Origin of the sequence: Mycobacterium sp. E802 (assembly GCF_001666875.1) — a bacterium.
In the GTDB taxonomy this organism is placed as follows: domain Bacteria; phylum Actinomycetota; class Actinomycetes; order Mycobacteriales; family Mycobacteriaceae; genus Mycobacterium.
This window is the reverse complement of record NZ_LZJD01000149.1, coordinates 1-641: the sequence shown is the minus strand read 5'-3', so window position 1 is coordinate 641 and position 641 is coordinate 1. Positions and strand designations below refer to the sequence as shown.

Genomic DNA, 641 nt, shown 5'->3' with positions numbered 1-641 from the left:
CGTGCTGGCGCTGGCGATCATCCTGCTGCTGGCGGTCGGCGCCGACTACAACTTGCTGTTGATCTCGCGGTTCCAAGAGGAGATCGGAGCCGGACTGAAAACCGGCGTCATCCGGGCCATGGCCGGCACCGGCAAGGTGGTGACCGCGGCCGGCCTGGTGTTCGCGTTCACGATGTCCTCGTTCATCTTCAGCGATCTGATCGTGCTCGGTCAGATCGGCACCACCATCGGTCTCGGTCTGCTTTTCGACACGTTGATCGTGCGGTCGTTCATGACCCCGTCCATCGCCGCGCTGCTTGGCCGGTGGTTCTGGTGGCCCCAGATCGTGCGGCCGCGTCCGCCGAGACCAGGGCTCGCACCCGGGCCCTGCTGCGCACCCTCGATTCCTGACCGCGAGCAGACACAAACCCTTACCAAATCCCGTGATTTGGTAAGGGTTTACGTCTGCTCGGCAGGCTCCGGATCGAGCAGCTTCCGCACGGAGGTCCGGGTCCCGTAGGGCCGCAGCATCCGGCTGGCCGGACGCGGCCGCACGATCTGGGGCCACCAGAACCACCGGCCAAGCAGCGCGGCGATGTACACGTCCGGCGCGGACGCCCCCGGGATCTGCAGCGCACCGCGCGTGGTGACGGTTTCACCGG

2 protein-coding genes are annotated in these 641 nt (G+C 66.8%); one reads left to right on the top strand and one right to left on the bottom strand.

What is annotated here, in order from left to right; genetic code table 11:
- A partial coding sequence (locus A5699_RS21410; protein WP_231965790.1) for an MMPL family transporter occupies positions 1 to 499 on the top strand: 499 nt, incomplete at its 5' end.
- Here the strand turns inward: A5699_RS21410 and A5699_RS30015 are convergent.
- A partial coding sequence (locus tag A5699_RS30015; RefSeq protein ID WP_231965789.1) for a hypothetical protein occupies positions 439 to 641 on the bottom strand: 203 nt, incomplete at its 5' end. The two genes, A5699_RS21410 and A5699_RS30015, sit on opposite strands and share 61 nt — an antisense overlap.